Annotated in this window: 22 protein-coding genes and 3 tRNA genes; 12 read left to right on the forward strand and 13 right to left on the reverse strand. The window is 60.3% G+C overall.

The window, feature by feature from the left end:
• Positions 1 to 72: 72 nt before the first annotated feature.
• Both GVK95_RS16510 and GVK95_RS16515 read right to left on the reverse strand, forming a co-directional pair.
• A tRNA-Gly gene (locus GVK95_RS16510) sits at positions 73 to 146 on the reverse strand.
• A gap of 21 nt (positions 147 to 167) precedes the next feature.
• Positions 168 to 252: transfer RNA gene (locus GVK95_RS16515), tRNA-Tyr, on the reverse strand.
• A gap of 208 nt (positions 253 to 460) precedes the next feature.
• On the opposite strand from GVK95_RS16515, the gene rlmB reads away from it, so the two are divergent.
• Positions 461 to 1336, forward strand: a complete 876-nt coding sequence (gene rlmB, locus GVK95_RS16520) for a 23S rRNA (guanosine(2251)-2'-O)-methyltransferase RlmB (RefSeq protein ID WP_159951525.1) — start codon at positions 461 to 463, stop codon at positions 1334 to 1336.
• A 214-nt stretch (positions 1337 to 1550) separates the two neighbouring features.
• On the opposite strand, the gene GVK95_RS16525 is transcribed toward rlmB, so the two are convergent.
• Positions 1551 to 2057: a hypothetical protein gene (locus GVK95_RS16525; RefSeq protein WP_159951527.1), complete on the reverse strand. Its 507-nt coding sequence runs from the start codon at positions 2055 to 2057 to the stop codon at positions 1551 to 1553.
• Positions 2058 to 2187: 130 nt separating this feature from the next.
• Positions 2188 to 2400 carry an alkylphosphonate utilization protein gene (locus GVK95_RS16530; protein ID WP_159951529.1) on the reverse strand — a complete coding sequence of 71 codons (213 nt, stop codon included), beginning with the start codon at positions 2398 to 2400 and terminating at the stop codon, positions 2188 to 2190.
• 276 nt (positions 2401 to 2676) lie between these two features.
• Here GVK95_RS16530 and GVK95_RS16535 point away from each other — a divergent pair, with 276 nt between their 5' ends.
• The gene (locus tag GVK95_RS16535; RefSeq protein WP_159951531.1) at positions 2677 to 2874 is read left to right on the forward strand and encodes a hypothetical protein; all 198 of its coding nucleotides are present in this window, start codon (positions 2677 to 2679) and stop codon (positions 2872 to 2874) included.
• 48 nt (positions 2875 to 2922) lie between these two features.
• Here the strand turns inward: GVK95_RS16535 and GVK95_RS16540 are convergent, their stop codons facing one another.
• On the reverse strand, positions 2923 to 3945 hold the full coding sequence (locus tag GVK95_RS16540; protein WP_244618787.1) for a hypothetical protein: 1023 nt from the start codon (positions 3943 to 3945) through the stop codon (positions 2923 to 2925).
• A gap of 109 nt (positions 3946 to 4054) precedes the next feature.
• On the opposite strand from GVK95_RS16540, the gene GVK95_RS16545 reads away from it, so the two are divergent.
• On the forward strand, positions 4055 to 5524 hold the full coding sequence (locus GVK95_RS16545) for an amidohydrolase family protein (RefSeq protein WP_159951533.1): 1470 nt from the start codon (positions 4055 to 4057) through the stop codon (positions 5522 to 5524).
• A 173-nt stretch (positions 5525 to 5697) separates the two neighbouring features.
• Here the strand turns inward: GVK95_RS16545 and GVK95_RS16550 are convergent.
• A tRNA-Thr gene (locus tag GVK95_RS16550) sits at positions 5698 to 5773 on the reverse strand.
• 194 nt (positions 5774 to 5967) lie between these two features.
• On the opposite strand from GVK95_RS16550, the gene GVK95_RS16555 reads away from it, so the two are divergent.
• Both GVK95_RS16555 and GVK95_RS16560 read left to right on the forward strand, forming a co-directional pair.
• Positions 5968 to 6741: an NAD kinase gene (locus GVK95_RS16555; RefSeq protein WP_159951535.1), complete on the forward strand. Its 774-nt coding sequence runs from the start codon at positions 5968 to 5970 to the stop codon at positions 6739 to 6741.
• Between the two features lie 23 nt (positions 6742 to 6764).
• Positions 6765 to 7277 (forward strand): hypothetical protein, encoded by a 513-nt coding sequence (locus tag GVK95_RS16560; protein ID WP_244618788.1) that lies wholly within the window; start codon positions 6765 to 6767, stop codon positions 7275 to 7277.
• A 53-nt stretch (positions 7278 to 7330) separates the two neighbouring features.
• Here the strand turns inward: GVK95_RS16560 and GVK95_RS16565 are convergent, their stop codons facing one another.
• Positions 7331 to 7981, reverse strand: coding sequence for a TetR/AcrR family transcriptional regulator (locus GVK95_RS16565; protein WP_159951539.1), 651 nt, complete (start codon positions 7979 to 7981; stop codon positions 7331 to 7333).
• Between the two features lie 169 nt (positions 7982 to 8150).
• Here GVK95_RS16565 and GVK95_RS16570 point away from each other — a divergent pair, with 169 nt between their 5' ends.
• A complete protein-coding gene (locus GVK95_RS16570; RefSeq protein WP_159951541.1) occupies positions 8151 to 9374 on the forward strand; it encodes a multidrug effflux MFS transporter in 1224 nt (407 codons plus the stop codon).
• An 85-nt stretch (positions 9375 to 9459) separates the two neighbouring features.
• On the opposite strand, the gene prfB is transcribed toward GVK95_RS16570, so the two are convergent.
• The 4 genes from prfB to GVK95_RS16590 form a co-directional block, all read right to left on the reverse strand.
• A protein-coding gene (prfB, locus tag GVK95_RS16575) for a peptide chain release factor 2 (RefSeq protein ID WP_159951543.1) occupies positions 9460 to 10588 on the reverse strand; the annotation gives its coding sequence in 2 pieces (ribosomal slippage) (positions 9460 to 10518 and positions 10520 to 10588; 1128 coding nt in all).
• A 125-nt stretch (positions 10589 to 10713) separates the two neighbouring features.
• Complete coding sequence (locus tag GVK95_RS16580; protein ID WP_159951545.1) at positions 10714 to 13167, reverse strand: penicillin-binding protein 1A; 2454 nt, start codon at positions 13165 to 13167, stop codon at positions 10714 to 10716.
• 239 nt (positions 13168 to 13406) lie between these two features.
• Positions 13407 to 14531, reverse strand: a complete 1125-nt coding sequence (locus GVK95_RS16585; RefSeq protein ID WP_244618789.1) for an N-acetylmuramoyl-L-alanine amidase — start codon at positions 14529 to 14531, stop codon at positions 13407 to 13409.
• 326 nt (positions 14532 to 14857) lie between these two features.
• Positions 14858 to 15064 (reverse strand): hypothetical protein, encoded by a 207-nt coding sequence (locus GVK95_RS16590; RefSeq protein WP_159951549.1) that lies wholly within the window; start codon positions 15062 to 15064, stop codon positions 14858 to 14860.
• Positions 15065 to 15345: 281 nt separating this feature from the next.
• On the opposite strand from GVK95_RS16590, the gene GVK95_RS16595 reads away from it, so the two are divergent.
• Complete coding sequence (locus tag GVK95_RS16595) at positions 15346 to 18303, forward strand: ribonuclease E/G (protein ID WP_159951551.1); 2958 nt, start codon at positions 15346 to 15348, stop codon at positions 18301 to 18303.
• Positions 18304 to 18382: 79 nt separating this feature from the next.
• On the opposite strand, the gene GVK95_RS16600 is transcribed toward GVK95_RS16595, so the two are convergent.
• Positions 18383 to 18940, reverse strand: a complete 558-nt coding sequence (locus GVK95_RS16600) for a GNAT family N-acetyltransferase (RefSeq protein ID WP_244618790.1) — start codon at positions 18938 to 18940, stop codon at positions 18383 to 18385.
• Positions 18941 to 19073: 133 nt separating this feature from the next.
• Positions 19074 to 20231 (reverse strand): aminotransferase class I/II-fold pyridoxal phosphate-dependent enzyme, encoded by a 1158-nt coding sequence (locus GVK95_RS16605; protein WP_159951553.1) that lies wholly within the window; start codon positions 20229 to 20231, stop codon positions 19074 to 19076.
• A 195-nt stretch (positions 20232 to 20426) separates the two neighbouring features.
• Here GVK95_RS16605 and GVK95_RS16610 point away from each other — a divergent pair, with 195 nt between their 5' ends.
• The 5 genes from GVK95_RS16610 to aat all read left to right on the forward strand — a co-directional run.
• Entirely contained in the window at positions 20427 to 21188 is a 762-nt protein-coding gene (locus tag GVK95_RS16610; RefSeq protein WP_159951555.1) for a DsbA family protein, read from the forward strand.
• 149 nt (positions 21189 to 21337) lie between these two features.
• A complete protein-coding gene (aroQ, locus tag GVK95_RS16615) occupies positions 21338 to 21775 on the forward strand; it encodes a type II 3-dehydroquinate dehydratase (protein WP_159951557.1) in 438 nt (145 codons plus the stop codon).
• Between the two features lie 21 nt (positions 21776 to 21796).
• Positions 21797 to 22258, forward strand: a complete 462-nt coding sequence (gene accB / locus GVK95_RS16620) for an acetyl-CoA carboxylase biotin carboxyl carrier protein (RefSeq protein ID WP_159951559.1) — start codon at positions 21797 to 21799, stop codon at positions 22256 to 22258.
• 4 nt (positions 22259 to 22262) lie between these two features.
• Positions 22263 to 23615 carry an acetyl-CoA carboxylase biotin carboxylase subunit gene (gene accC / locus GVK95_RS16625; RefSeq protein ID WP_159951561.1) on the forward strand — a complete coding sequence of 451 codons (1353 nt, stop codon included), beginning with the start codon at positions 22263 to 22265 and terminating at the stop codon, positions 23613 to 23615.
• A gap of 4 nt (positions 23616 to 23619) precedes the next feature.
• Positions 23620 to 24229, forward strand: a 610-nt coding sequence (aat, locus tag GVK95_RS16630; protein ID WP_159951594.1) for a leucyl/phenylalanyl-tRNA--protein transferase, incomplete at its 3' end; no start/stop codon positions are given.

The raw sequence follows: 24229 nt of genomic DNA on the forward strand, positions 1-24229 counted from the left end.
CGAAACCATGTTTTCCGTAACGGAAAGCGAATGGATAAAATCGTTTTATTTCAAGCTGCTGCGTAGAAAACTTGGAGCGGGTAACGGGAATCGAACCCGTGTATTCAGCTTGGAAGGCTGCTGCTCTACCATTGAGCTATACCCGCAGTGTGTGATCCGAGGACGAATGGTGGAGAGAGTTGGATTTGAACCAACGTAGGCTGAGCCAACGGATTTACAGTCCGTCCCCTTTAACCACTCGGGCATCTCTCCAGTTTTTCGTCCGGATCAAAGCGACCAAGCTTTTCATTCCAGACCGGTGGAGCGGCGCCCCCTCGGTCTGCGGCGGGTATATGACTGCCCAATTCCCTGATGTCAACACAATGACATAGGAAAAATTCCGAAAAATTTCGGAGCCCCAGAAATGCGCGGTTTTCGCGTCGGGTCTATCCCCAGATGCATCCGAGCGTTATAAGGCTGCATGGCAAAAGACACTCCCGACGACAAATCCTCCCGCGACACTCACTATGCTACGCTGCGCCGCCAGGTGCGCGATGCAAAGCGCGAGCGTGGCGAAATTCCAACCCCGCAGCCGCAGAAGCGACGCAAGAGCAATGCCGACTGGACACCGCCGCCGGTGGCGCCCGACCAGGTGCATCTCTACGGCCTGCATACGGTGCGTGCAGCGCTGGACAATCCCGAGCGCAAGCTGATCAAGCTCTCGGCGACGCAGAATGCGCTGGTCCGGCTCGAAATCGAATCGGTGGCCGCCCTCGGCTTCCCGGTCGAGATCGTTACCCCGCAGGATCTCGACAAGATCCTCGGTCCAGAAGCCACACACCAGGGCGTGATGCTCGAGACCCGCCCCCTGCCCGTGCGCCGGCTTGAAGCGCTGAAGGAAAGCCCGCTGCTTCTGGTGCTCGACCAGGTGACCGACCCGCACAATGTCGGCGCGATCATGCGTTCGGCGGTAGCCTTCGGCGCCGGTGCGGTGATCACCACCATGCGCCACAGCCCGACCGAATCGGGCGTGCTGGCCAAATCGGCCTCGGGCGCACTGGAAATGATCCCTTATATCCAGATCACCAACCTGTCGGATGCGCTGGCCGAACTGCACAAGCTGGGCTTCTTCTCCATCGGGCTTGATTCGGACGGCCCGCAACCGATGGAGAGCACGCTGACGGGCGACAAGATCGCGCTGGTGCTCGGCGCCGAAGGCAAGGGCCTGCGGCAGAAGACGCGCGATACCGTGTCTGCGCTGGCACGTCTCGACATGCCGGGCGCGATCAAGTCGCTGAACGTCTCCAATGCGGCAGCGATCGCGCTTTATGCCACGCGCCAGCATCTGGCGAAATGATTGTCGTCTTCGCCGTTCTCGACGGAACGCTGCTCCATCGCGACAGTCATTCCGTCGAGGCGGCGGATACGAAATCGCGTTCGCCGGCGAGCGCGGTATTCATCCCCGCGGTATTCATCCCATTGAAGCACCGGTCATGGCGAACCGGAAGCGGGCGCCAAACGCCCTGCCCGACCTAAATCATCCAGAAGGCGGTGCGCCTCGCAGCGGACGATCAGAACCGCGACCGCAAACCTGCCGCCAATCCGGGACGGAAGCGGACCGTCGCCAGATAGCCGAGACCGAGAAAAGCAACCAGCACCAGGCCTTGGGCGATGGCAAACGGCGGCTCCGAGCCGTTCGGCGCCAGAGCGTTCAGCGTCGGCACCTTGAGGAAGGCCTGCACCACCAGAACGAAGGTGTTCAGATAGAGCGAGACCACCGAACAGATGACAAAAGCCGGCCGCCAGTGGCCCGACAGATGCCCGCGATAGAGGGCATAGACGGCGACGATCAGAAACACTGCGGTGATGATGCCAACGCCGATGGCCGGCGTGAACACTGTGTAGGGAAAGAGAAAGCCGGTCACCACCGTTGCAATCGTGGTGGCGAGGAAAAGCGCTGTCCATCCGGAGCGCAGTTCGGACCTCAGCCAGCCCTGCAGCGCGACGAAACCCGCCGCGATGCCGATCAAACTGAGAAGAACGTGAAAAAACGTGAAAGGCGTCATACCGAAGATCATCATGAAGCTCCGTGCCAAGATTACCGCCGCTCCATTACGCACGCAATTTTGACGATTGTCTATTGCAAGACATCGCCCCTGCGTCACGTCTCTCGCAAGATCTTGATGGAGAAACAGGCCCTCTTGATAATCAGGCCTTCTTGAGAAACTCGGTGCGCAGCACCAGGCCCTTGATCTTGGCATGGCGGCATTCGACTTCATCTTCATTATCGGTCAGGTGAATGCCCTTGATCATCGTGCCGCGCTTTAGCGTCTCGGACGTGCCCTTGACCTTGAGATCCTTGACCAGGGTGACGCTGTCGCCCTCATTGAGAACCGTTCCATTTGAATCACGGACTTCCATCAGCCTTGCTCCTGTACGAGAAAGCCGGGCTCTAGCATGCCGGTTCGCCAGGCGTATATGACAATTGTCAAGGGATCATGCGGCGGCGACGTGTTGCGGAGGCTTTGCCCGTGCCAGCGTCGGCGAGCGATGCCAGACCCGACACCATCCCAGTTGCCGCATCCTGTCAAAATTCATTCAAAGATTTATGGTTAACTATTGGTCAACGGAATGCGTCGTAGACAGGGAACCGAGTGCGGCACGTCGTCGTTTCTGCGAGACCCTGGAGGAAACATCATGCTGGCATTGCTCACCTCACTCCGCATCGCCGAACGCGCTGTCGCAACGGCCAGTCCCGACACGGGAACATATGCCGATGGCGTGGCCCGCCCGGCCGTCATCGAGCTGCAGGTCCAGGGACGCAGCCAGAAAGCCTTTGCCCGCGACTACGGCGCCAATCGCCAGATTGCACCAGAATTCATCGGCTACGCCTGATCTTTCGATCCACGAAAGCGTCACCTTGGCGACAGTCAGCAGTTTGCTTTAAAACTGCATGGAAAAGCCGATCAGGGGGCCGTGCTGGGTCACATCCCACTTGAACGTGTCGCCGGTGAAATCCTCCGTTTCGAAATCCTGCGAGGTTACCCGGTAGCCGAGGCGCAACACCGTCGGATGATCGAGGACGAAGGTGCGATAGCCTAAAAATGCCTGGGCGCTGTAGGCGATCTTCGAACCTATATCGAAACCGCCAATGTCGGCCTCCGCCCACAGGTTCCAGCGTTCATCAAGATCGGCGGTCAATCGGACGCCGACAAATGGATCGGTCCAGGTCGCCTGCTTGGTCGCCGACAAGCCCAGGGCCTGCACGGTTGCTTCTAGTTTTGTCCAGCGCAGGCCGACCGTCGGCTCCAGGGCAAAAACGCGAGGTTTATCGAACACCGTGCGCCCGCCAAGTTCGTGCTCGTAGGCGCGGTAGAATGCGCCGACCGCCAGCGTCGTCGTGGTTATGCCGACAGCCAGCTCATTCGAGAACAGTTCTTCTTCCTGGCTCGTCTCCGCATACTGGCCGTCGAAGTAGAAGCCAAACTGCCCATTGGTGACTTCGACATTGCCCATGATCGCCAGATCGAGGTGTTTCAGTGTCTCGGAGAACGGCACATCGACATGCGTATCGAACCCCGCCAGCGACGCGTCGCCGTCCAGCGACAAAGCCCAGACATAAGGACTGACGATCAGCTTCCAGTCTCCGGGCAGAGCCGAGGCTTTGGCGGCATCGCCGGCTGTGTTGAGCGTGGCCTCCTGTGCTGTTGCCTCCTGTGCTTTGACCTCCTGTGCTTTGATTGGCGCCCCGAGCAACAGCAGGGCGGCAACGCAGGCAAGAGCACGAGACAAATTGGCGATACACCTGAACACAAGCCTAACCTCCCGATGAAACCGCGGCCAGTACAGGTCACCGCGGGCGACCTGCATTACATCGGTCCCGATCCTGAACACTAATTCGAGAAAATCAATCGCAACGGACAACAATAATAAAGATGAAAATATAATTTTATTTTTTGACAACAATCAAAAGACAGACGCAAATACACTCCGTCATTTATTGGATTGAAGACAAAAACAATATTGATATCATGCCGGGAAACCGGAGTAGTTCACGGTCCATAGGGGTGTCGACATGCCAGTACGCTTTGGACGTAAATATGGAACGCTGATCGAACCCGAGACCTGCAAGTGTTGCGATCCAAGTCTGAATGCGCTGACGATAAGGATGAATGCGGATCTGTCGAGGCGCGGCTTTTTCCTCGGCGCTGGCGCGCTTTTTGCTGCCGCTGGGCTATCGGGCATTTCCACCACCGCCGAAGCCCAGACGGGTGGAGCCGCGGGCATCCTGTTTGAAAATGTCCGTATTTTCGACGGTGTGTCCGAAAATTTGTCGGAACCGTCCAACGTCCTGGTTGTCGGGAATACGATCAAATCGATCTCGGCCGCGCCAATCGCTGCCCCTGCCGATATCTCGCTTACCCGGATTGCCGGTGATGGCCGGACGCTGATGCCGGGCCTGATCGATGCACACACCCACATCATGTTTGCCTCGGTACCGCAGGCGGCCGTGCTGACCTCCGATATCGGCTTCATCAATGTTGCCGCCGTCAAGGAAGCCAATGACACATTGATGCGTGGCTTTACCTCGATCCGCGACATGGGCGGCCCCGCATTCGGCCTGAAGCGTGGTATTGACGCAGGCTTGGCGGCAGGGCCACGCATATGGCCGTCGGGTGCATTCATCTCGCAGACCGGCGGGCACGGCGACTTCCGCATGCCCAACGAACTGCCCGCGCAACCCGGCGACTTTTCCTACAGTGAAAAGGTGGGCGCCGCGGCCATTGCCGATGATCCGGGCGTCGTCCGCAAGCGAACGCGCGAACAACTGGCGCTGGGTGCATCACAGATCAAGCTCATGGCCGGCGGCGGCGTGTCATCCTTCTATGACCCGCTCGATGTGACCCAGTTCACCCTGGAAGAAATGCAGGCGGGCGTCATCGCCGCCGAGAACTGGGGGACCTATGCCACGGTGCATGCCTATACACCGAAAGCGGTGCAGCAGGCGATCAATGCCGGGGTGCGATGCATCGAACATGGCAATCTGCTCGATGACACAACTGTCGCGATGATGGCTGAGAAGGGCATCTGGTGGTGCCTGCAGCCCTTTCTCGACGATCAGGATGCAACGCCGTTTCCGGAAGGCTCCGCCAATCGGAAAAAGCAGATCGAAATGTTCAGCGGCACGGACAATGCCTATGCACTGGCGAAGAAACACAAGATCAAGACCGGCTGGGGCAGCGACACGCTTTTCGACGCCAAGCTGGCCAAACGCCAGAATGCGCAAATGGCCAAGCTGGCCCGCTGGTACAAACCGGCCGAAATTCTCAAGATGGCCACAGCGGACAATGGCCAGATACTGGCATTGTCAGGATTGCGCAGCCCTTACGAAGGCAAGCTCGGTGTGGTGGAGGAAGGCGCGCTGGCGGATCTGTTGCTGGTCGATGGTGATCCGCTGGCCAATATCGGGCTGATCGAGGATCCCGCGCAGAATTTCGTCATCATCGTCAAGGATGGCAGGATACACAAGAACATCGCTGGCTAGAGCCGATTGCACAAGACGGCTATCGACCGGCGGTATTTCAGCGGAGATGACGTTGACGTGGGCTTCAGCTCCCGGCCGTCTGCAGCTATGCGCCGCCAAGCCGGCCAATGGAATTTCGGCCACGCCGCATAAGCGCAAATGCCAAAATACCCAGCCAAACTGAAGAGAAAAAGTGGTGCCCCCGACAAGGTTCGAACTCGTGACCCCCTGATTACAAATCAGGTGCTCTACCAACTGAGCTACAAGGGCAGTGGCGCCGTCTTTAAGGGCAAAATGATTGGCCGTAAAGCAAAAAATTGCAGGATGGTTAGAAGAAATGGTTAGCGGGCGCGATTGGCGCCCGAGGGCTAAAAGCCAGTCGGGAGAACTGTTTGGCGGAGCAAACGGCTTGTGGTTCCAACGGTTTGTCATGTACCACTTGCGCCTGTTCAAAAGGGTCTGCCATGTCTCGATCGTTCCGGTCACTGTCGTTTATCGCCTCCAACACGGACGAAGCGCAGGCTTCGCGCGATGAACTGATTCGGCTCTACGGCCATGTCGCCCCAACCGAGGCAGATGTCATCGTGGCGCTTGGCGGCGACGGCTTCATGCTGCAGACGCTGCATGACACGATGAACAGCGGCAAGATGATCTACGGGATGAACCGCGGTTCCGTCGGCTTCCTGATGAATGATTTTTCCACCGACCGGCTGGACGAGCGCATTGCGCAGGCGGTCGAGAATGATTTCCACCCGCTGCAGATGACCACCAGCAATGCCGACGGCTCGATTTCGTATGCGCTGGCGATCAACGAAGTGTCGCTGTTTCGGCAATCCTACCAGGCGGCCAAGCTTCGCGTCGTGATCGACGGCCAGGTGCGGTTGGAGGAACTGATCTGCGACGGGCTGATGGTGGCGACGCCGGTCGGCTCGACGGCCTATAATCTTTCGGCGCATGGACCAATATTGCCGCTGGAGGCGCCGCTGCTAGCGCTGACGCCGGTCAGCGCCTTTCGTCCCCGGCGCTGGCGTGGTGCGCTCCTGCCGAACAGGGCAAAGGTTGTTCTGGAGGTGCTTGAGCCGGAAAAGCGGCCGGTGAATGCGGTGGCAGATCATTCCGAGGTCAAATCTGTGCTCAGGGTGGAGGTGGAGCAATCGGAGGACACGACGGCGCATATCCTGTCGGATCCAGACCGTTCGTGGTCGGACAGGATTCTCGCCGAACAGTTTGCCAATTGATGGTGTCGATTTATGGTGGTCGTATGAAAATCTCTGTGCTCGTCCAAAGCTGCCTGCTTGCGCTGTTACTGTCAGTGTCGATGACGGTAGCCGTGCGGGCCGACGAGATCGGCCAATTGCCTGTGACGGCGACCTTCGTGGTCAGCGGCGGTTTCTGGATTACCGGGCCAGAGGGTGCAGCGGTTGCCGGGGCGGAGGCAACCGCAGACAACGCGTCGGATGCTGACGGCGCGCGCGGCTATTACAAGCTGGTGGCGATCCGCCAACCGGACCGGACGGCGAAGATCTACCTGCAGACGATTGCTGCTGACGAGGCCGGTCCGCGGCTGGTGCAGAGCGTCGAACTGGAAGAATTCACCGCTATTCGTCCCTATGTAACCGGCATCATGCCGGAGAGCATGACCGGCGTCGGCGAGGAACCGGGCTTCATGGCTACCGTCTACCTGAAGACCAGCCCGCAGGCCGACAGAGCCGAGGAATGGACCGTCCTGATCGATGACCTCGGCGATATCCGCGTCGAACGCGCCAGCAACTGATCGCAACACCGGATCCGATTCGATAGGCCGGATAGGGTCATCAGCGTGGACTATCAGCGTCGGGCAAAGGCGCGCAGAAAAGTCCTGACCGCATTGCGCGCCAGGCCGTCCAGTTCGGCCTCCGGGATCGGAATGCCCAATTGCAGGTCGGCACGCACATCCGACATGATCAGCGCCATGAACTGGCGGGCGGCAAGCGATGGATCATCAACATCGAGATAGCCGGCATGGGCCAGTTGGGCAAAGCGGGCGGCCATCGCGGGATGCTTGCGGCCCGGCCCGTATTCGCGCCATGAAGTGAACAATTCCGGATGGCGAACACCTTCCAGCGATAACAGGCGCAAAAGCCAGCGACCATTCGGCTCGCAGACGGCAACGCGCAGCAGGCGTCCGGCAAAACCGACGAGATCATCCTCGAGATTGGTCGGCTGGTCTGGAAAAGTCTCCAGCACCGAGAAAAAACCGGCACTGGAGCGCTGTGTCACTTCTGCGACCACGGCCTTGAAGACTTTCTCCTTGTCACCAATCTGATTGTAGACCGTCTGGCGGGACACATCGGCACGCACAGCGATCGCGTCGATGCTGGCGCCCTGGTAGCCGCTTTCGGAAAAAATAGCGGCGGCCGCATCGATGATGGCATCGCGCTTGGTGCGTGGTCCAGTTTCCAGTGCCGACAGATTCGGGGCATGCGTTCTTGTATCCATGGCTTACCATAGAGGTGCTTGACAGATTGGACAATTGTGTCCAATATTTTTTACATAGCGCCCCAACATATTCACGGACGGCGCTACGTCCTGCTCAACACCATACCCCTTTCCGTTTATGATCCTCCCCCGACGCTCCCTGACCGGGTGACGCAAAGGCTATTTCCTGATGTCTGACAAAACAACTGCTTCGCTGCCGATCGTGCTCGGTCTCCTGACCGCGGTCGGCCTCTTTGCCATCGACATGTATCTGCCATCGCTGCCGGAAATCGGCAACGCGCTGAATGCCGACGACAGCGCCGTGCAGGCCAGCCTGATTTCCTTCTTCGTCGCCATGGGCCTGTCGCAGCTGATCTATGGACCCGTGTCCGACATGATCGGCCGCAAGAAGCCACTCTATTTCGGGCTGGCACTGTTTGCTCTCGCCGGTGTCGGCTGCGCGCTTGCGCCGAGCATCGAGTGGCTGGTTGCGTTTCGCGCCCTGCAGGGTGTCGGTGCCTGCGCCGGTGCCGTTCTGTGTCGGGCGATCGTGCGCGACCTTCTGACCGGTGTTGCGGCTGCACACCTGATGTCGCGGCTGATGCTGGTGTTCAGCGTCTCGCCGATCCTCGCCCCGCTTGCCGGCAGCCTTGTGACCACCGTCGGTAGCTGGCGAGCGATCTTCTGGGTGATGGTCCTGGCGGCCGGCCTCGGCATCGTGCTGGTGGCGACGCTCTTGCCGGAAACACGCAACGCCGAGGCACGCAGCCAGAGCAGCTTCAAAAGCGCGATTGTCAGCTACGGCACGCTGCTGCGCGACCCGCACTATCTCGGGCTGGTGTTCATCGCCTCCTTCGGCATGTCGAGCTACATGATCTATGTCGCGAACTCGTCCTTCGTGCTGATCGACCACTACGGCCTGTCGCCCAGACTCTACAGCGTCGTCTTCTCGATGAACGCGATCTCGTTCATCGGCGCCTCGCAGATGAACGGCCGACTGTCGCGGCAGTTTGGCCTCAAGCGACTGATCCGCACGGCGGTGACCGGCTTCGCTCTGGCCTCGCTGACCCTGTTTGCCCTGTTCCAGCTTGGTCTCGGCAGCCTGCCGCTGATGTGTGCCCTGCTGTTTGTCGCCTATGGTTTCCTCGGCATGGTCATTCCGACCTCGGCGGTCCTGGCGCTCGACGGCCACGGCAAGATTGCCGGCACGGCCTCTGCCCTGATGGGCACACTGCAATTCGTCACGGCATCCAGCGTGATCGGGATAGCCAGCATCTTTGCCGACGGAACAGCCCTGCCGATGGTTGCCACGGTGGCGGCCTGCGCCACGGCGGTGCTGGTGCTTGCGACATTGACGCTGCGGGAAAGGCCGAAGCCGGCGACAACTCCTAAAGCAATTAGCGAAACGCCTTAGTATTCCGAAGAAGCACAAAAAAGAGCGGCGTGGTGAAGGCCCCGCCGCTCTTTTGTTTGACCCGGTGACCTTTCAGTCAATCCGATCAGTCGATATCGGAGACGGCATCCGCCTTGCCGCTGATGCGGTGGGCAAGTGCTGCTTCCATGAACTCGTTCAGGCCACCGTTCAGGACATAGTCCGGATCCGTGCTTTCAACGCCGGTGCGCAGGTCCTTGACCAGCTGGTAGGGCTGCAGGACGTAGGAGCGGATCTGGTGTCCCCAGCCGATATCCGTCTTCGAGGCGGCTTCGGCATTGGCGGCATCTTCGCGCTTCTTCAGCTCGGCTTCGTACATGCGGGCACGCAGCATATCCCAGGCCTTGGCCTTGTTCTTGTGCTGCGACCGTTCCTGCTGGCACTGCACGACGATGCCGGTCGGGATATGCGTGATACGCACGGCCGAGTCGGTGGTGTTGACGTGCTGGCCGCCGGCGCCGGACGAACGATAGGTGTCGATACGGCAGTCGCTTTCGTTGATGTCGATCTGGATCGAATCATCGACGACCGGATAGACCCAGACGCTCGAGAACGAGGTATGGCGGCGGGCGTTCGAATCGTAGGGCGAGATGCGCACAAGACGATGCACGCCCGATTCGGTCTTCATCCAGCCATAGGCGTTGTGGCCCTTGATATGCACGGTCGCCGACTTGATGCCGGCTTCTTCGCCGTCATGCACTTCGAGAACCTCGACCTTGAAGCCCTGTTTTTCGGCCCAGCGGATATACATGCGCAGCAGCATGTTGGCCCAGTCCTGCGACTCGGTACCACCTGCGCCGGAATGCACTTCGATATAGGTGTCGTTGCTGTCGGCTTCGCCCGACAGCATGGCTTCGACCTGGCGGCGGGCCGCTTCGACCTTGAGCAGCTTCAGCTGCTCCTCGGCATCCTTGACGATGCTTTCATCGCCCTCTTCCTCGCCCATCTCGATCAGCTCGATATTATCCAACATCTGCTGTTCGAGACGCTTGACGCCGGAAATGCTGTCATCCAGCTGCTGGCGCTCGCGCATCAGCTTCTGGGCTTCCTGGGCGTCATTCCACAGGTTCGGGTCTTCGGCCTTGTTGTTCAACCAGTCCAGTCGTCTTACCGCCTGATCCCAGTCAAAGATGCCTCCTCAGCAGGCTTATGGCCTGCTTGATTTCGTCGACTACATTCTCGATTTCATTACGCATAAGTCTGGTTCTCAACCTCGAAGGAAAACGGGTCCGATGGGGAGCGGTTAAAAAAACGTGGCCCTCGAATAGTTGCGCCCGGCCTTTCTGTAAAGGGCCGGGCGCAAGCATCCAGGGTCAATGGGTCAGAACAGGCCGCCGGAACCCGACGTCACGGCCTGGTTTGCCTGGGGCGACGCTTTCAGAATTTCCTCCGGCGGCGCGTAACCGTCCATGCCGATGACCGACAGCGTGTCAGCCGGCCCGGTTCCGGGCTTGAAGGCCTCCATGATCGTATCCGGCTCGCCTTCCAAGGCAAACATGCCGGTGGTGCGATTGACAGCGACAACACTCATGCCTTCGGGCACCAAGAACTTGCCCGCAGGCTTGCCGGCGACGGCGCCCTGCATGAAATCATTGAACACCGGTGCCGCGAGCGATCCACCGGTCGAACCACGGCCGAGCGGCGCCGGCGTGTCGAAGCCGATGAACACACCGGCCACGAGGTCCGGCGTGTAACCGACGAACCAGGCGTCCTTTTCGTCGTTCGATGTGCCGGTCTTGCCAGCGACCGGACGGTCGAGCTTGATCTTGCCGGCGGCCGTGCCGCGGGTGACGACGCCTTCCAGCATCGAGGTGATCTGGTAGGCGGTCATCGGATCGAGAACCTGCTCGCGGTTATCGACGATATTGGGTTCCTGCTGGCCGCCGAAGCTATCAGCATTGCAGCCCTCGCAGATGCGATCCTCGTGGCGGAAGATCGTCTTGCCGTGGCGGTCCTGGATACGGTCGATCAGCGTCGGCTTGATCTGCTTACCGCCATTGGCGAACACGGCATAGGCAGAGACCATGCGCAGAACGGTGGTTTCACCGGAACCGAGCGACATGGCCAGAACCGGGTTCATCTTGTCATAGACGCCGAAGCGTTCGGCATATTCCGCCACCAGGTTCATGCCCATGTCATTGGCAAGGCGCACGGTCATCAGGTTACGCGATTTTTCAATGCCCATGCGCAGCGTCTGCGGACCGGCGGAACCGCCGCCGTAGTTCTGCGGGCGCCAGACCTGGCCACCGGAGACAAATTCGATCGGCGCATCGAGGATGACCGAGGCCGGCGTGTAGCCGGTATCGAGAGCTGCCGCGTAGACGAAGGGCTTGAAGGAGGAGCCGGGCTGGCGCATCGCCTGGGTGGCGCGGTTGAACTCGGACTGGGCATAGGAGAAGCCGCCGACAAGGGCCAGAACACGGCCCGTGTGCGGATCCATGGCGACCAGGCCGCCCTGGACCTTGGGCGGCTGGCGCAGGCGATAGCGATTGCTCTCGCCGGCAACCGGCTCGACATAGACGACGTCGCCGACCGACAACACACCCTGCGGCGACTTTGCCGACTTGCGGTCCGCCGAGGCCGAGCGATAGGCCCATTCCATGTCCTCCGGTTCGATGCGACCGCGGGCGCGCTCGGCGACGACCTTGCCGCCGCCTTCCTTGGCGGGCTGCAGGCCGATGTCGACGCCATCTGTCGATGAATCCAGCACGATCGCGATCTTCCATTCCGGAACGTCGGCAAGACCTGCAACGTCTGCCAGCGGCACACCCCAGTCGCCCTCGACCGGGATCTGCTTGATCGGACCGCGGAAACCACGACGCTGGTCGTAGGTCAGAAGCGCCGACTGCAAGGCCCTGCGCGCCTGGATCTGCATTTCCGGGTCGAGCGAGGTGCGGATCGACAGGCCACCTTCATAAAGCGACTTGTCACCGAACCGTTCGATGATCTGGCGGCGCACTTCCTCGGAGAAGTAGTCGGAGGCGAACAGCGAGGAACCGGAGCGACGCAGATTGACGCCGAGCGGCTGCTTCTTCGCCTCGTCACCTTCTTCGCGGGTCACGAAACCGTTTTCGACCATGCGGTCGACCACCCAGTTGCGGCGCTCGATGGCGGCATCTGCGCGGCGGAAGGGATGATAATTGTTCGGCCCCTTGGGCAAGGCTGCCAGATAGGCCGTCTCGGCAATTGTCAGTTCGGTGACCGACTTGTCGAAATAGGTGAGCGCGGCGCCGGCGATGCCATAGGCATTCAGGCCGAAGAAGATCTCGTTGAGATAGAGTTCGAGGATCTTGTCCTTCGAATAGGCCTGCTCGATGCGGAAGGAAAGAATGGCTTCCTTGATCTTGCGGTCCATCGTCTGGTCGGACGAGAGCAGGAAGTTCTTGGCGACCTGCTGGGTGATCGTCGACGCGCCGACCGGACGGCGGCCGGACCCGAAATTCTGCAGGTTGACAAGAATGGCGCGACCGAGACCATAGATATCGACACCGGGATGATTGTAGAAATTCTTGTCTTCGGCCGACAGGAAGGCTGCCTTGACGCGGTCGGGGATCGCCTGGATCGGCAGGAAGAGACGGCGTTCGCGCGCGTATTCCGCCATCAGGGCGCCATTGCCGGCATGAATGCGTGTCGTCACCGGCGGCGCGTAGCTTGCCAGAACCTCGTAGTTGGGAAGGTCCTTGGTCATCCCGTTCAGATAGATGGCAACGCCCCCGGCCACAATAAGGGCCAGCACGGATGCCAATCCGAAGAGATATCCAATCAGTCTGATCATGTTTTCGCTACCGGCTTTTGCTTCGGGTTCAGCGCGCCGCGAAAAGCTTCGCACACCCCGTGGCGTTTTGCACGTCGAGCGATGCTTGGCAAGACATGCGAGGCTCCTGCACGGGCCGGACGATTCGCAGATCAATCCGGTCGCGCGTATTCGATTTCGAGTAACGGCGGGAATGTGAGGAAAATAGGGCCGTTAGCCAGACTTTGTCATGGCCTGCACCGCCGTCCACAGCCGCACCCTCATCCGCCATTGGCCAGAACGGGCGCGCGGTAGCGCCGGATCGCCTCGACCATCAGACCTGCAACCTTGTCGCGCCAGACCGGATCGAGCAGCAGTTTCTCGTCTTCGTTGTTGGACAGGAAACCGAGTTCCAGCAGGATCGAGGGCACATCATGGGCCTGAAGCACGCGGAAGCCGGCATAACGGTGCGGATTGTTGATCAGGCCGATCTGCCCTTCAAAAGAGCCGACAACCGCCTGGGCCATGGAGATCGAAAAAGCCTGCGTTTCGCGACGGGTGAGATCGAGCAGGATATCGGTGACTTCGGACGGCTCGTCGGAATGCGCGACGCCTCCGATGGCATCGGAGAAGTTCTCACGCTCGGCCAGTTGTGCCGCCATATGGTCGGATGCCTTGTCGGAGATCGTGTAGACGGTCGCGCCACGGATATCGCCCTGGCGCAGGGTGTCCGCATGCAGCGAGATCAACAGGTTCGCGCCCTTCTGACGGGCCAGCACGACCCGCTGGGACAGAGACAGGAACTGATCGCCGTCGCGCGTCATCACGGCGTGGATGCCCGGTTCTTTCTGCAGTTTTTCCAGCAGGATCCGCGCAAAAGCCAGCGTGATGTCCTTTTCCGGCGTCTTTGTCGTCGCACCTGCCGCACCGGCATCGATCCCGCCATGGCCGGCATCGATGGCAATGACATATTCGTCCTGAGGCGCACCTATGGCCGCGACCTCATCCGCCGCGACGGCCGTCGCCTCAGTCTGCGCATCCCAGGCCTGCTCCTTGACCAGCCGGTCGAAATCCTGCTGCGGGATCAGCTCGGCATCAAGCACAAGGCGAAACCCCTTGCCATCCTCATTGGCGAGGACTTCGGCCGAAACCAGCTTGGCGGGACGCTGGGCGGTGAGCACAAGGCGCGCGGAACTTGCGTCCATGGAGCCATAGCGGATGTCACGAAACAGGCCTGTTGCCTTCAAGTCACTTTCGGCAAACGCAAAGGCGGTCGCCGGCAAATCGACAACAATGCGATCTGGATTGGCGATATACCGGGCCTCGAATGTGGGTCGCGTGTCGAAATCAAGCACGACACGGGTGCGGGCATCGTCGCCGGCAACACGGGCAGCATAGGCGACCATCAGTGTGGACGCCTGCGCGGACACTGCGCCTGCAGTTTGCCCCCCTGCCCCGAATGCTGCGCCAAACATCAAGACGACGCCCGCGATTCGTCCGAAACGCGAGGCATTCTCCGCTGCCGATTGCACAAATGCTAAAATCAAGCCTGTTCCCCAGGTTGGCTGCCGCCGAAAGTGACACCCGTCACAGAAGCGCGACCGCCTCTTTTTACGCTAACGACCACCCGCAACACTCCATTCAGAATGAATTCACGACAGAAAATACGAATAAAAGGCCACTTTCGATCGGGAATCGCGGCACACGAGCGAATTGATCTAATTGACTGCCATTATGGCATAAATTCGTTTGCTCTTGCTATTGTGACACAGAAAACATACAAGTCACGTGAGGGAAAAAGTGCAAACGGGATAGAAATTCCGCCACGGCTGCCAACCTCTGACAATGGAATTGGCGCCTGTTTAGCCGGACGTTCATCTGCCGTCTCCGCATTTTTTCCTGAAACTGGTTTAACAACGCCGGCATATCCGGCAAACATCGGTGGCTCCCCACCAAAAGCTCTTGAATGAGCATCCATCGGACCCCGAGGGGTCCATATCATTGTCGTTGACGTACGGTTTTTGATGTTTTTGCAACAGGTTGACATGACCACGAACGGACCGGGATCGACAGATCACCCGATGCCCGTTCGGATGTTGCAAACCCGGTCCTCCGTGCGTCCACATTCATATCCGGCGCACAGTCCGCTTGGTTCCAGCCGCTTCCCAGTTCAGCGCGCGGATGGGCCACCGACCGAGGGCGCCGAGGAGCACAGCTTAAATGGCAGACAAAATGCTTATCGACGCGTCTCACGAAGAAGAGACGCGGGTTGTCGTCGTACGCGGTAACCGCATTGAAGAATTCGATTTCGAATCCCAGCACAAGAAACAAATTCGCGGCAATATCTATCTGGCAAAAGTAACGCGGGTCGAACCTTCGCTGCAGGCCGCCTTTGTCGATTACGGTGGCAACCGCCACGGCTTCCTGGCATTCGCCGAAATCCACCCCGATTATTACCAGATCCCGCTTGCGGATCGACAGGCTCTGCTTCGTGCCGAAGCCGAAGAGCATCGCAAGGAAAATGACGTCGAAGGCGACGAACCTATGGATCAGCCTGTGAGCGCTGATCCGGCATATCAGGATCAGCCCGACATCGGTATTCCCTCCAACGAAGCCCTTGCTGCGACCGACGCCAATTTCGAGGCTGTCGAAACCGTTACCGAAACTGAAGTCGTAGCCGTTGAAGCAGAAGCCGAGGTTGCCGAAGAGGCGCCGAAGGCAAAGCCGAAGCGTGTTCGCAAGCCGCGCGCCAAGAAGGCTGCCGCCGGCGAAGAGGCCGCAGCATCCGACGACACCGCCGGTGATGATGACGCCTCGGGCGGCACGATCGCCGCCATGGTCGAAATGGACGAAATCTCCGAAGAAGCCGGACGTCGCCGCGGCCGCGATGACGACGGTGATGATGATGATGATGACGACGATCACATCGAAGAAAAGGAAGAGATCGAATCCGTCGGCGCCGAAGATGCGATGGAAGAGGTTCCGGACCGCATTCAGCGCAAGCCGCGCAAGCTTTACCGCATTCAGGAAGTGATCAAGCGCCGGCAGATCCTGCTGGTTCAGGTTGCCAAGGAAGAGCGCGGCAACAAGGGTGCGGCTCTGACCACCTATCTGTCGCTGGCCGGCCGTTATTCGGTCCTGATGCCGAACACGGCACGCGGTGGCGGCATTTCGCGCAAGATCACCAATCCGGCTGACCGCAAGCGCCTGAAGGAAATCGCACGCGGTCTCGAAGTGCCGCAGGGCATGGGCGTGATCCTGCGCACCGCCGGTGCCAACCGCACCAAGGTCGAGATCAAGCGCGACTTCGAATATCTGATGCGCCTGTGGGAGAACGTCCGCACGCTGACGCTCGCATCGACCGCCCCCTGCCTCGTCTATGAAGAAGGCTCGCTGATCAAACGCTCGATCCGTGACCTGTATAACAAGGACATCAGCGAGATCGTCGTGTCCGGCGAAGAAGGCTATCGCGAAGCGAAAGACTTCATGAAGATGCTGATGCCGAGCCACGCCAAGGTGGTTCAGCCTTACCGCGACCTGCATCCGATCTTTGCGCGCTCGGGCATCGAAGCGCAGCTCGACCGCATGCTGCAGCCGCAGGTGACACTGAAGTCCGGCGGCTACATCATCATCAACCAGACCGAAGCGCTGGTCTCGATCGACGTCAACTCGGGTCGCTCGACCCGCGAATATTCGATCGAAGACACCGCGCTGCAGACCAACTTGGAAGCGGCGGAAGAAGTCGCCCGCCAGTTGCGCCTGCGCGACCTTGCCGGCCTGATCGTCATCGACTTCATCGACATGGAAGAAAAGCGGAACAACCGCTCCGTCGAGAAGAAGCTCAAGGATTGCCTGAAGAACGACCGCGCCCGTATCCAGGTCGGCCGGATCTCGCATTTCGGCCTGCTCGAGATGTCGCGCCAGCGCATTCGTGCCTCGGTACTGGAATCGACGACCCAGGTCTGCCCGCACTGCCAGGGCACAGGTCTGATCCGCTCGCAGTCATCGGTTGCCCTGCATGTCCTGCGCGGCATCGAGGAATTCCTGCTGAAGAGCACGACACACGACATCATCGTGCATTCCACGCCGGAAACAGCGCTCTACCTGCTGAACCAGAAGCGCGGCACGATCGTCGATTACGAACAGCGCTTCGGCGTTTCGATCGTCGTCGAAGCCGATCATGCCGACCACAGCGGTTCGCAGCACTTCACCATCGAACGCGGCGACGCTGTCGAAAATCCGGTGAAGATCGAAAGCCTGATGTCGCTTCTGCCGGAGCCGGAAGAAGACGAATACGTTCCGGAACCCGAGGACGAGGATGACGAAGAGCTGGTGGCAGCACCGGTTGCAGCTACGGTTGCTCCGCAGGCTGACGCATCGGCCAATGGCGACGAACAGGGCAATCGCAAGCGCAAGCGCCGTCGTCGCCGTCGCGGCAAGAACGGCCAGAATGGCGAAACCAACGGCAGCCAGGCTTCCGGCATGGATGACGAGGGTGACGAGGACGACAGCGACGAGGGTGACGACGACGCGGCCGAAGGCGGCAGCGAAGCCGTGGCCGCAGATGCCGACGCCAACGGCGACGACAGCCAGAAGCGCAAGCGCCGCCGTCGCGGCAAGCGCGGTGGCCGTCGCAACCGTCCGGGCGAAGAAGGCTCGCTCGAGGCCAGCGATGACAATGGCGAAGACGGCGACGACGGCGAAGAGACCGACGGCGTAACCGAAACCGCCGAAGAAGCAGCTGACGAACGGGTTGTCGAGATCTCTCCGTCGATGGCTTCTGTCGATGCGACGGAAGAGGCTCCTGCGGCCCCTGCCCCGAAGGCGCGCCGGACCCGCAAGGCTAAGGTTGCTCCAGAGACAGTCGAACCGGCCGTTGCCGAAGCCGCTCCGGCGGTCGTGGTTGCTGAACCGGTTGTTGCCGAAGTGGTGGCGCCTGTGGTTGCCGAGGTTGTGGAACCCGCTGCCGCTCCGATGGCTGCGCCAGCCGAGACCCCGGTTGCCGACGTGGCTGCCGAGGAAGCCGTTACCGACGAGAGCAAGCCGGCCCGCGCCAATCGTGAATCGAATGTCACGTCGTCACAGCCCGTCGTCACCTCGGTGAATACGTCGGACGAGAACGGCGAAGCCGCCAAGCCCAAGAAGGGCGGCTGGTGGCAGAAGCGCGGTTTCTTCTGAGCCGCAGCTGACTATCGAAACTGAAAAAGGCCCCAACCGGGGCCTTTTTCATGTCTTGCTGGCAGGTTGTCTCCATCCCTCAGGCCGGGCGGAAACGCTGCATGACCAGCGTCGGCTTATCCATGAAACTTGCGTCATGGCTACGAACATAGCCGCATTTTTCGGCAACGCGGACCGAGCCCTCATGCGACGGATCGAAGATGGCAACGGTGCGTTCGCCGAGGAAATTGGCATCGCCCCAGGCATGAGCCGCCTTGACGACTTCGGTCGCCAGCCCCTTGCCATGGGCGCTTGAAACCAGCGCCCAGCCGGCCTCCGGGACGTTGCCGAGCGGCGGAGTGATTTCGCGCTGATAATCTGCAAAGCCGGTATCGCCGAGATATTCGCCTGTCTGGCGATCCTCGACAGCCCAGTAGCCAAAGCCGAGCGCTTGCCAATGACCAATGTAGCGCAGCAGTCTCGACCAGGTTTCAGACGGTGCGGATGGCCGGCCGAGAATGAAGCGTACAACCGCCTCCTCCGCCCACATCGCAGTCATCGCCGGGAAATCCTCGACACGATGCGCACGCATCCGCGTGCGTTCGGTCAGAATTTCCGGTGGTGACATCAATGGCCGCGCGACGAGATGCTGAAACAACAGCCTGCTCCTTTCCGCGAGGATGGCTTGCTGCAAGTCGCCCTCAGGTAATGATTCAACACATTGGTAAACTGATTCCGCGAACGGGCCGAAGTCCCTGATGCGGAATCTTTTTCGCTCATTGCCTCAATGATCAAGCAAGCCATCCGGCGAGACGATCCGTTGCCTCGACCATCTCCGCCATGGTGCCTGCATAGGACAGGCGCAGCGCCAGATGGCCATCGACAGGATCGAAATCCATGCCCGGCGTGGTGGCGACATCGATCTCGGCCAGCATGCGTTTTGCAAAGGCCATGCTGTCATTGGTGTAGCGGCTGGCATCGACATAGGCATAGAATGCGCCATCCATCGGCGACAGCAGCGGCAGGCCGAGTTCCGGCAGGCGACGCATGAGGAAATCGCGATTGGCGCGGCAGCTGTCCTTGTAATGTTCCAGTTCGTCGGTTGCACCCAGGGCGGCGATCGCAGCAATCTGTGACAGTTCGGGCGCGGAAATGTAGAGGCTCTGGGCAACGCATTCGATCGGACGGACAAGTTCGTCCGGTAGCACCATCCAGCCGATCCGCCAGCCGGTCATGCAGTAATATTTGGAGAAGGAATTGATCACCACAGCCTGGTTACCGATGGTGAGGGCGGATGCCTCTTCGGCGCCATAGGTCAGGCCATGATAGATCTCGTCGGAAATCAGCGCGATGTCGTGCCCCTCGCAATAGTCATAGACCGCCTTGAGCTGGACGGCTGAGGTCACTGTACCGGTTGGATTGGCGGGGCTTGCCAGCAGAACGCCTTTCAGGCGGATACCAGCTGCCGACTGGGCGCGCTCCAGGCTTTCCGGCGTCAGAGTATAACCTGTCTCGGCGCTGACCGGCACTTCGATGACAATCAGCCCGAGGGCCGAGAGGATGCTGCGATAGGCGGGATAGCCCGGGCGGGCAATGGCGACCGCGTCGCCGGCATCAAAGAGTGTCAGGAAGGCAAGGTTGAAGCCGGCGGAAGACCCCGTGGTGATTACGATGCGACCGGCATCGACATCGATGCCATGACGGTTGCGATAATCATCGGCAAGCCCCTGGCGCAGGGCACCGAGCCCCAGGGCATCCGTATAACCGATCCGGCCCCCGACCAAGGCGGCCTGGGCAGCCGTCAGAGCGGCCTTGGGTGCCGGATGCCCGGGCTGGCCGACCGCCATGGAGATGACCGGCTTGCCGGCCTGGCGACGTCTTGTCGCCTCCGCGAGGATATCCATGGCATGAAAAGGCTCGACTGCACTGCGTTTTGAAATGGAAAGCACGGAAAGGACGCTCCTGTCATAGAATGCGCCTGACATTTGCCGCAAAGCTGCGGCCTTCACAATGGCGAGAGGGACAAAGCGCCAGCGATTTTGCGATTTCGCTTGCCTGAGGCAAGGGTTAGGTTAACCCCATGCCCACCGCCCGATAGCGCCTGGGCCGATTGCCGGCTGGCAAGATTCAAGACGAGGAAAGACATGGCTCTGAATTTCAAGACGATCGCCGCCACGGCACTGGTTCTCCTTCCGGCCATGCTGCCCAACCCTGCCAGCGCGCTCGACGAGACGCAGAAGAAGGAAATCGGCGAATTCGTCCGCACGTACCTGATCGAAAATCCGGAGATCATGCTGGACGTGCAGGATGCGCTGCAGAAAAAGCAGGAAGAGGCGCGACTGAAGAAGGCCTCCTCCGCCGTCGCCGACCACAAGGATGCGTTGTTTTCTTCCGAGAACGACGCGGTCATCGGCAACCCGAAGGGCGACGTGACGCTGGTCGAGTTCTTCGACTACAATTGCGGTTACTGCCGCCGCGCGCATGACGACATGAGCGCTTTGCTGGAGAAGGACAAGAACATCCGCTTCGTGCTGAAGGAATTCCCGATCCTCGGACCGGAATCGGTTGCGGCCCACAAGGTATCCGACGCGGTGCGCAAGCTTTCGCCGGAGAAATATCCCGACTTCTTCCACGCGATGATGACATCGGACGGCCGCGCCTCGGAAGAGAGCGCGATCGGGATTGCGGTCGGGCTCGGCCTGACGGAAGAGGCTCTGCGCGCGAAGATGAAGGACAGCCCGAACGACGCTTCGGTGCAGGAAGCCTATCAGCTGGCAACCAGCCTCGGCATTACCGGAACTCCGTCCTATATCCTCGGGAACGAAGCCGTCTTCGGCGCGGTCGGCTCCGAAGCCCTCGAAGCGAAGGTCGCCAATGTGCGGGCCTGCGGCAAGGCAACGTGCTGACCGCGTGACGGCTTCCGGCGACGGAAGCGGCGCCCGCCTTTAACCCTACCGGCATTTTCCGGGGAAGGTCCTTCGCTATTGTGGCAAAGGGCTTTCCCTGCAAGGCCGCGCGGTCTATAGGAGGCGGTTGAATGTCGACGGAACTGTAGATGAAAAAGACCATTTTTGTTCTGAACGGCCCCAACCTGAATGCCCTAGGCAAGCGGGAACCGGGGATCTATGGCGGGAAAACGCTCGCCGATATCGAAGCTGACTGCAAGGCAGCCGGTGTGGAAATGGGACTGGACGTGGATTTCCGCCAGTCCAACCATGAAGGCGTGCTGATCGACTGGCTGCACGAGGCTGGCGAAAAGGCCGCCGGTGTGGCCTTCAATGCGGGCGCCTATACGCATACGTCCGTCGGCCTGCATGACGCGATCCGCGCCATCCCGGTGCCGGTGATCGAAGTGCATATCTCGAACGTGCATGCACGCGAGGAATTCCGCCACAAATCGATGATAGCGCCCGCCGTCAAAGGGGTTATCTGCGGTTTTGGCCCACTGAGTTACATCCTGGCGCTGCAGGCGCTGAAAAACATCACGCAATAACAAGAATACAGGACATCATCCATGGCTGAGAAGAAATCGGGTATCGATCAGGCGCTGATCCGTGATCTGGCGAACATCCTCAACGAAACGGATCTGACCGAGATTGAAGTCGAGCAGGATGACATGCGCATCCGCGTTTCGCGCAACGGCACACAGGTGATGATGCCGCAGATGCAGGCCTATGCCCAGCCGGTTGCAGCCGCACCGGCGGCGGTCGCTGCCGCTCCGGTTGCCGCTGCGCGCGACCTGTCCAAGGCCCTGACTGCACCGATGGTCGGCACGGTCTATCTTTCGCCTGCTCCGGGCGCCCGCGCCTTCATTGAAGTGGGTGCGACCGTCAAGGAAGGCCAGACGCTCCTGATCATCGAAGCAATGAAGACCATGAACCAGATCCCCGCCCCGCGCTCGGGCAAGGTTGTCGAAATCCTGATCGAAGACGGCAGCCCGGTAGAATACGGCGAGCCGCTCGTCGTCATCGAGTAAGCCGATGACCGCTATTTCAAAGATCCTCATCGCCAATCGCGGCGAAATCGCCCTGCGCGTGCTGCGCGCCTGCAAGGAACTCGGCATCGCCACCGTTGCCGTGCATTCCACCGCTGACGCCAATGCCATGCATGTGCGCCTGGCCGACGAAAGCGTGTGCATCGGCCCGCCGCCGTCGCGCGACAGCTATCTCAACATCCACCAGATCGTCGCGGCTTGCGAAATCACCGGCGCCGACGCAGTGCACCCGGGCTACGGCTTCCTGTCGGAAAACGCCAAGTTCGCCGATATCCTCGACGCCCATGGCATCACCTTCATCGGACCGACCGCGGAACACATCCGCCTGATGGGTGACAAGATCACGGCCAAGAAGACCGCGGTCGAACTCGGCATTCCGGTCGTTCCGGGTTCGGATGGCGAAGTCCTGCCGGAAAACGCACTGGAAATCGCCCGGCAGATCGGCTTCCCGGTCCTGATCAAGGCGACCGCCGGCGGCGGTGGCCGCGGCATGAAGGTGGCCAAGACCGAAGAAGAGCTGGAAGAGGCCGTTTCGACCGCCCGCTCCGAGGCTCTGGCCGCCTTCGGCAACGACGCCGTCTACATGGAAAAGTATCTCGGCAAGCCGCGCCATATCGAAGTGCAGGTGGTCGGTGACGGTTTTGGCAATGCCATCCATCTCGGCGAACGCGATTGCTCGCTTCAGCGCCGCCACCAGAAGGTCTGGGAAGAGGCAAACTCCCCTGCCCTCAATGTCGAGCAGCGGATGAATATCGGCCAGATCTGCGCCGATGCGATGAAGAAGATGAAGTACCGGGGCGCCGGCACGATCGAATTCCTCTACGAAAACGGCGAGTTCTTCTTCATCGAGATGAACACCCGCCTGCAGGTCGAGCATCCGATCACCGAAGCGATCACCGGCATCGACCTCGTGCATGAGCAGATCCGCGTCGCGTCCGGCGCCGGTCTCTCGGTCACACAGGACCAGGTCGTCTTCTCGGGACACGCCATCGAATGCCGCATCAATGCCGAGGATCCGCGCACCTTCGTGCCGTCGCCCGGCACGATCACGCATTTCCATGCACCGGGTGGCCTCGGCGTGCGCGTCGACAGTGGCGTTTATGCCGGCTACAAGATCCCGCCTTACTATGACAGCCTGATCGGCAAGCTGATCGTGCATGGACGCACCCGCGTCGAATGCATGATGCGGCTTCGCCGCGTGCTCGACGAATTCGTCGTCGACGGGATCAAGACGACATTGCCGCTGTTCCAGGACCTCGTGTCCAACCAGGACATCGCCAATGGCGACTACGACATCCACTGGCTGGAAAACTATCTGGCCGAAACATCGGCCACATAACCACATGGCTGGGCGGCGCAGCAGGGACCAAGGGATAACACCGGAGCTCCTGCTGCGCGCCTATTCCATCGGGCTTTTCCCGATGTCGGATTCGGCCGACGACCCCGAACTGTTCTGGGTCGAACCCGATATCCGCGGCATCCTGCCGTTGGATGATTTCCACGTTTCCAAAAGTCTCGCCAAGGCGATCCGCCAAAAACCGTTCGAAATCCGCTTCGACACGATGTTCGACGCGGTGGTGGCCAAATGCGCCGAAGCGGCGGACGACCGCCCGAGCACCTGGATCAACCAGCAGATCCGCGAACTCTACGGCGCCCTGCACCGGCTCGGCCATGCGCACAGCGTCGAGGCGTGGGAGGGCGACGAACTCGTCGGCGGGCTTTACGGGGTATCTTTGGGATCGGCGTTTTTCGGCGAGAGCATGTTTTCGAGGCGCACCAATGCGTCGAAGATCTGTCTGGTGGCGCTGGTGGAGCGGCTGAAGGAACGCGGGTTCACGCTGCTCGATACGCAGTTCACCACCGAGCATCTGAAGACGTTCGGGGCGGTGGATATTGCGAAGGCGGATTATGGGGTGTTGCTGGAGCGGGCGATGGAGGGGGAGACGGTTGGGT

It is taken from the genome of Rhizobium sp. 18065, assembly GCF_902706095.1.
Lineage (GTDB): Bacteria > Pseudomonadota > Alphaproteobacteria > Rhizobiales > Rhizobiaceae > Allorhizobium.